This is a genomic window from Roseicyclus sp., assembly GCF_018402035.1.
Classification (GTDB): domain Bacteria; phylum Pseudomonadota; class Alphaproteobacteria; order Rhodobacterales; family Rhodobacteraceae; genus Roseicyclus.
In genome coordinates this window covers 1-5,100 of the sequence record NZ_JAGYJN010000033.1, presented here as the reverse complement: position 1 = coordinate 5,100, position 5,100 = coordinate 1, and the positions used below count along the sequence as shown (strand labels likewise).

Sequence of the window (5,100 nt, the reverse complement as noted above, 5' to 3'; positions counted from 1 at the left end):
CAGCGTACCTGCGGGTGTTGTGGTCGATCAGATCAAGCGGCTGGTCGATCGCGGCTACAACGAGGTGGTGCTGACCGGCGTCGATCTGACCAGCTGGGGCGCGGACCTGCCCGGCACGCCGCGTCTGGGCGATCTGGTGATGCGCATCTTGCGGCTGGTGCCGGATCTGGCGCGGCTGCGGATTTCCTCCATCGACTCCATCGAGGCCGACGAGAACCTGATGGCGGCGATTGCGACCGAGCCGCGTTTGATGCCGCATCTGCACCTGTCTTTGCAGCATGGCGATGATCTGATCCTCAAGCGGATGAAGCGCCGCCATTTGCGCGACGATGCGATCCGTTTCTGCGAAGAGGCGCGCCGCCTGCGCCCCGATATGGTCTTTGGGGCCGATATCATCGCGGGCTTCCCGACCGAGACGGAAGCCGCCTTTGAAAATTCCCTCAAGCTGGTCGAAGACTGCGGACTGACATGGCTGCATGTCTTTCCCTATTCGCCCCGGCCCGGCACCCCCGCCGCGCGGATGCCGCAAGTCGCGGGTGCCGCGATCAAGGACCGCGCCGCGCGGCTGCGCGATGCAGGGGCCGCCGCCGTGGCGGCGCACCTTGCCACGCAACAGGGCAAGACCCATCACATCTTGATGGAAAACCCGCGCATGGGCCGGACCGAGCAATTCACCGAAGTTGATTTCAGCACCGATCAGCCCGAGGGTGCGATCATCACCGCCCAGATCACCGGGCATGCAGGCGCGCGCCTGACGGCGTGAACAAGGGGATAACCGATGCATCCCAACCCAGCCTTTCGCGGCGAGGCCGAGGCGCTGAACATCGCCTTTGCGCGAACGCGCGGTTTTGGCACGCTCTGCGTCAACGGCGATCAGGGGCCGATGCTGGCGCATGTGCCGTTCTGGCTGAATGACGATGCCACGGGGGGCGAATTGCATCTGGTGCGTTCGAACCCCATCGCGCGCGCGGTCCTTGGGCCGACCCCTGTGGTGATCGCGGTGATGGGTCCAGATGGCTATATCTCGCCCGATTGGTATGGCGACCCGGCGCAGGTGCCGACATGGAATTATGTCGCCGTGCATCTGCGTGGGCAGCTGATGCCCGCCGATGCAGGCGATATGCGCCGTCATCTCGACCGCGTTTCCGCCCATTTCGAGGATCGCTTGGCACCGAAAAAGCCGTGGACCGTCGACAAGATGCCTGATGAGACGCTGGAGCGGATGATGCGGGGGATCTTGCCCTTTCGCTTCACGCTCGAAAGCGTCGCGGGCACATGGAAGCTAAACCAGAACAAGACCGAAGGTGCCCGCCTCGGGGCCGCCGCACAGGTCCGCGCCTCGCAGATCGGGCATGAGGTCGAAACGCTGTCGCGGCTGATGGTCGATGGCCCGCCCGCGATGGACAGCGACACGCCCTTCCCCTATCTTTAAGGGGAATTCCAGCCGCAAGGGAGGTCGCAGCTTGGCTCTATCACTCGTCCCGATTGCAGGCCTCGTGTTGCGTTACGGCGCGGTCGCGGCCCTTGCCTATGCTGCGGCAACCCGCGCCCGGCCAAGGCGGCTTGATCCCGCCACCGAAGACGCGCTTGACCAGACGCCCGAGGGCGCAGCCATCGGTCATGCGCCGGGGCAGTTGAATGGCACCGCGCGTTGGTGCCGCAACATTCGCCTTGGGCCGAATGGCCCGGGCATGGAGATTGACCTATCCGCGCTGGCGCGGCTGCGCATAAGGAAAATCGCATGAGCATGGAACTCTTGGGTTCGCCCGCCTCCCCCTTTGTGCGCAAAGTTTGCGTGATGATCGCCGAGGCGGGGATTGTCGATGTCCCGCTGGTGCAGGTGGCCGCGTCACCGCTGGGCGGCGAGGATAGGCTAAACACGGCCAACCCTTTGGGCAAAATCCCGGCACTGATCCGTCCCGATGCGCCAACGCTTTACGACAGCCGCGTGATCACCCGCTATCTTGATGCCACCTACGGTGCAGGGTTCTACCCCGAGGCGCGGCTTTGGGATGTGCTGACGATTGAGGCGACCGCCGATGGCATTATGGATGCGGCCGTCAGCCTGACCTATGAAAGGCGCTTTCGCGCGCCCGAGATCCAGTTCGCACAATGGATGGATGGGCAGTGGACCAAGATCGCCCGCGCGCTCGATGCGCTGGAGGGGCTTTGGCTCAGCCATTTGAACGGGCCGCTTGATATGGGCCAGATCGCGGTGGGCAGCGCGCTGGGCTATCTTGATTTCCGCCATGATGATCGCGGCTGGCGCAATGGGCGCGACGGGCTTGCCGCATGGTATGCCGCCTTCGCCAACCGCCCCGCGATGCAGGCGACCCAGCCCGGATGAGAATAGCGAAAGCCGAGGACGAAACAGCACGCGCGGCGTGCTTTGCCGTGCGGCGCGCCGTGTTCATCGACGAGCAAAACATCCCCGAGGCCGAGGAATGGGATGAGGCCGACAAGACCTGCACCCATTTCTTGGCTGAGGACGACAGCGGCCCCATGGGCTGTGCGCGGCTGATCGCGCAGGGTGACACCGCCAAGATCGGCCGCGTCGCGGTCATGGCACCGGCGCGCGGCACGGGGCTGGGCCGCGCGATCATGGAACATGTGATGGCTTCCGCCCGCGCGGCGGGTTTCACCCATGCGCTGCTTGAGGCGCAGCTTTACGTCATCCCCTTTTACGAAGGCTTGGGCTTCATCGCCGAAGGGCCAGAATATGACGATGGATCGGGTATCTTGCACCGCGTGATGCGCCGCCAACTCTAGCGTGCAGCACCCGGCCTGCGGGCAGTGTGGCGCGCACCCTACCGCGTGGGTTGCGCCCTTTGCCCTTTTGGCCGGAAAATGCTGGTAAAGCTGCGACATTTCGGCGTAGATGCGCGCGTTTGTCCGCTGGACGCCTATAACCTTAACCCATAGACAGCGTGCCAGCCGGGCGTGGGGAAGATTCCCTTCGTCCTTTCGGGGTTTGAAGGTCCGGCAACCCACGGACCGAAAGCAAGGGGAGACGCGAAACCGTGTCACACGCCGAAGACCAAAGCGGTGATCGCCGCGATTTTCTATACTACGCAACGGCCGGCGTTGGTGCCGTCACCGTCGGTGCCGCTGTTTGGCCGCTGGTCAACCAGATGAACCCATCGGCGGATGTGCAAGCGGCCAGCCAGATGCGTGTTGATGTCTCTGGCGTGTCCGAAGGCACGCAGTTGACGGTGCTTTTCTTGGGCAAGCCGGTGTTTATCCGCCGCCGCACCGCCGACGAGATCGAAGCCGCGCGCGCCGTCGATCTGGCCGATCTGGTCGACCGCGACGCCCGCAACCCCAACATCGGCCCGATCGAGGCCGCCGATGAAAACCGGTCCATGCCGGATTATTCGGGCGAGAATACCGGCGAATGGCTGGTTCAGATCGGCGTTTGCACCCATCTGGGCTGCGTTCCCATCGGTGATGGCGCTGGCGATTTCGGCGGGTGGTTCTGCCCCTGCCACGGTTCGCATTACGACAGCTCGGGCCGCATCCGTCGCGGACCCGCACCCGAAAACCTGCCCATCCCCATGGCATCGTTCGTGGATGACACCACGATCCTGCTCGGCTGAACGAGGGAGACATAGAGATGTCTGGTATTCCACACGACCATTATGAGCCGACAAGCAACGCTGAAAAGTGGTTGCATCGGCGTCTGCCCATCGTGTCGCTGATGTATGACACGCTGATGATCCCGACCCCCAAGAACCTCAACTGGATGTGGATCTGGGGCATCGTGCTGACGGTCTGCCTTGTGATGCAGATCGTGACCGGCATCATCCTCGTCATGCACTACACACCGCATGTCGACATGGCCTTTGCCAGCGTCGAGCATATCATGCGCAACGTAAATGGTGGCTGGGCGATCCGTTATATTCACCAAAACGGCGCATCGCTGTTCTTTATTGCCGTGTATCTGCACATCTTCCGCGGTCTTTACTACGGCTCGTACAAAGCCCCGCGCGAGATTACGTGGATCATCGGCATGCTCATCTACCTGATGATGATGGGCACGGCCTTCATGGGCTATGTGCTGCCTTGGGGTCAGATGTCGTTCTGGGGTGCCACCGTGATCACCGGCCTGTTTGGCGCGATCCCCTTCGTGGGCGATGCGATCCAGACATGGCTTTTGGGTGGACCTGCGGTCGATAACGCAACGCTCAACCGCTTCTTGTCGCTGCATTACCTGCTGCCCTTCGTGATCTTGGGCCTTGTGATCTTGCATATTTGGGCTTTCCACACGACCGGCAACAATAACCCCACGGGTGTTGAAGTACGCCGGACGTCGAAGAAAGACGCCGAAGCCGACACGCTCCCCTTCTGGCCCTATTTCGTGATCAAGGATCTGTTCGCGCTCGCCGTGATCATGGCCGCCTTCTTTGCGATTGTCGGTTTCATGCCGAACTTCCTTGGCCACCCTGACAACTACATCGAGGCGAACCCGCTGGTGACACCCGCATTCATCGTGCCGGAGTGGTATTTCCTGCCCTTCTACGCGATCTTGCGCGCCTTCGATGGTGAGGTTTGGCTGGTGATCTTGGTCGATTTCCTGACCGCGGGCATCGTTGACGCCAAGTTCTTCGGCGTTCTGGCGATGTTCGGTGCGATCGTCGTAATGGCGCTGGCACCGTGGCTTGACACATCATCGGTGCGCTCGGGCCGCTATCGCCCAATGTTCAAGTGGTGGTTCTGGATCTTCATCGTGAACTTCTTTGTTCTGATGTGGGCCGGGGCAATGCCCGCCGAAGGCATCTACCCGTATATCGCCCTGGTCGGTTCGGCCTATTGGTTCGCCTATTTCCTCGTGATCTTGCCGCTGTTGGGCGTGATCGAAAAGCCGCTGGCCCAGCCCGCGACCATCGAGGAAGACTTTAACGCGCACTACGGCAAAACCGGCGGGCAGGGCGGCGCGACTGCCCCCACCCCGGCCGAGTGAGAGAGAGGACACTGAGTATGCTCAGGAAACTTATCATCGGCTCTGCAACGGCCGCGACGCTGGCCCTGTCATCGGGGGCAGCACTTGCCGCCGGTGGCGCGGGCTATGTCGAAAACTACGCCTTTGCGCATGAGGGCCCC

Annotated in this window: 7 protein-coding genes; all 7 read left to right on the top strand. The window is 62.4% G+C overall.

Annotated features, from left to right (window positions below; all coding sequences use genetic code 11):
- Positions 1 to 763, top strand: a 763-nt coding sequence (locus tag KG698_RS14615; protein ID WP_213686279.1) for a radical SAM protein, incomplete at its 5' end; no start/stop codon positions are given.
- Between the two features lie 15 nt (positions 764 to 778).
- Complete coding sequence (locus tag KG698_RS14610) at positions 779 to 1,432, top strand: FMN-binding negative transcriptional regulator (protein ID WP_213684971.1); 654 nt, start codon at positions 779 to 781, stop codon at positions 1,430 to 1,432.
- 31 nt (positions 1,433 to 1,463) lie between these two features.
- The gene (locus KG698_RS14605; RefSeq protein ID WP_213684970.1) at positions 1,464 to 1,745 is read left to right on the top strand and encodes a hypothetical protein; all 282 of its coding nucleotides are present in this window, start codon (positions 1,464 to 1,466) and stop codon (positions 1,743 to 1,745) included.
- A 2-nt stretch (positions 1,746 to 1,747) separates the two neighbouring features.
- Positions 1,748 to 2,347, top strand: coding sequence for a glutathione S-transferase (locus KG698_RS14600; protein WP_213685015.1), 600 nt, complete (start codon positions 1,748 to 1,750; stop codon positions 2,345 to 2,347).
- Entirely contained in the window at positions 2,344 to 2,769 is a 426-nt protein-coding gene (locus KG698_RS14595; RefSeq protein ID WP_213684969.1) for a GNAT family N-acetyltransferase, read from the top strand. The genes KG698_RS14600 and KG698_RS14595 overlap by 4 nt, the downstream gene beginning before the upstream one ends.
- 251 nt (positions 2,770 to 3,020) lie before the next feature.
- The gene (gene petA, locus KG698_RS14590; protein ID WP_213684968.1) at positions 3,021 to 3,596 is read left to right on the top strand and encodes a ubiquinol-cytochrome c reductase iron-sulfur subunit; all 576 of its coding nucleotides are present in this window, start codon (positions 3,021 to 3,023) and stop codon (positions 3,594 to 3,596) included.
- Between the two features lie 17 nt (positions 3,597 to 3,613).
- Positions 3,614 to 4,960 (top strand): cytochrome b N-terminal domain-containing protein, encoded by a 1,347-nt coding sequence (locus KG698_RS14585; RefSeq protein ID WP_213686278.1) that lies wholly within the window; start codon positions 3,614 to 3,616, stop codon positions 4,958 to 4,960.
- Positions 4,961 to 5,100: the final 140 nt, after the last annotated feature.

Coding starts and splice junctions, on each gene's coding strand:
- KG698_RS14610 (WP_213684971.1), top strand. CDS start 779: ATGCATCCCAACCCAGCCTTTCGCGGCGAGGCCGAGGCGCTGAACATC.
- KG698_RS14600 (WP_213685015.1), top strand. CDS start 1,748: ATGGAACTCTTGGGTTCGCCCGCCTCCCCCTTTGTGCGCAAAGTTTGC.
- KG698_RS14595 (WP_213684969.1), top strand. CDS start 2,344: ATGAGAATAGCGAAAGCCGAGGACGAAACAGCACGCGCGGCGTGCTTT.
- KG698_RS14585 (WP_213686278.1), top strand. CDS start 3,614: ATGTCTGGTATTCCACACGACCATTATGAGCCGACAAGCAACGCTGAA.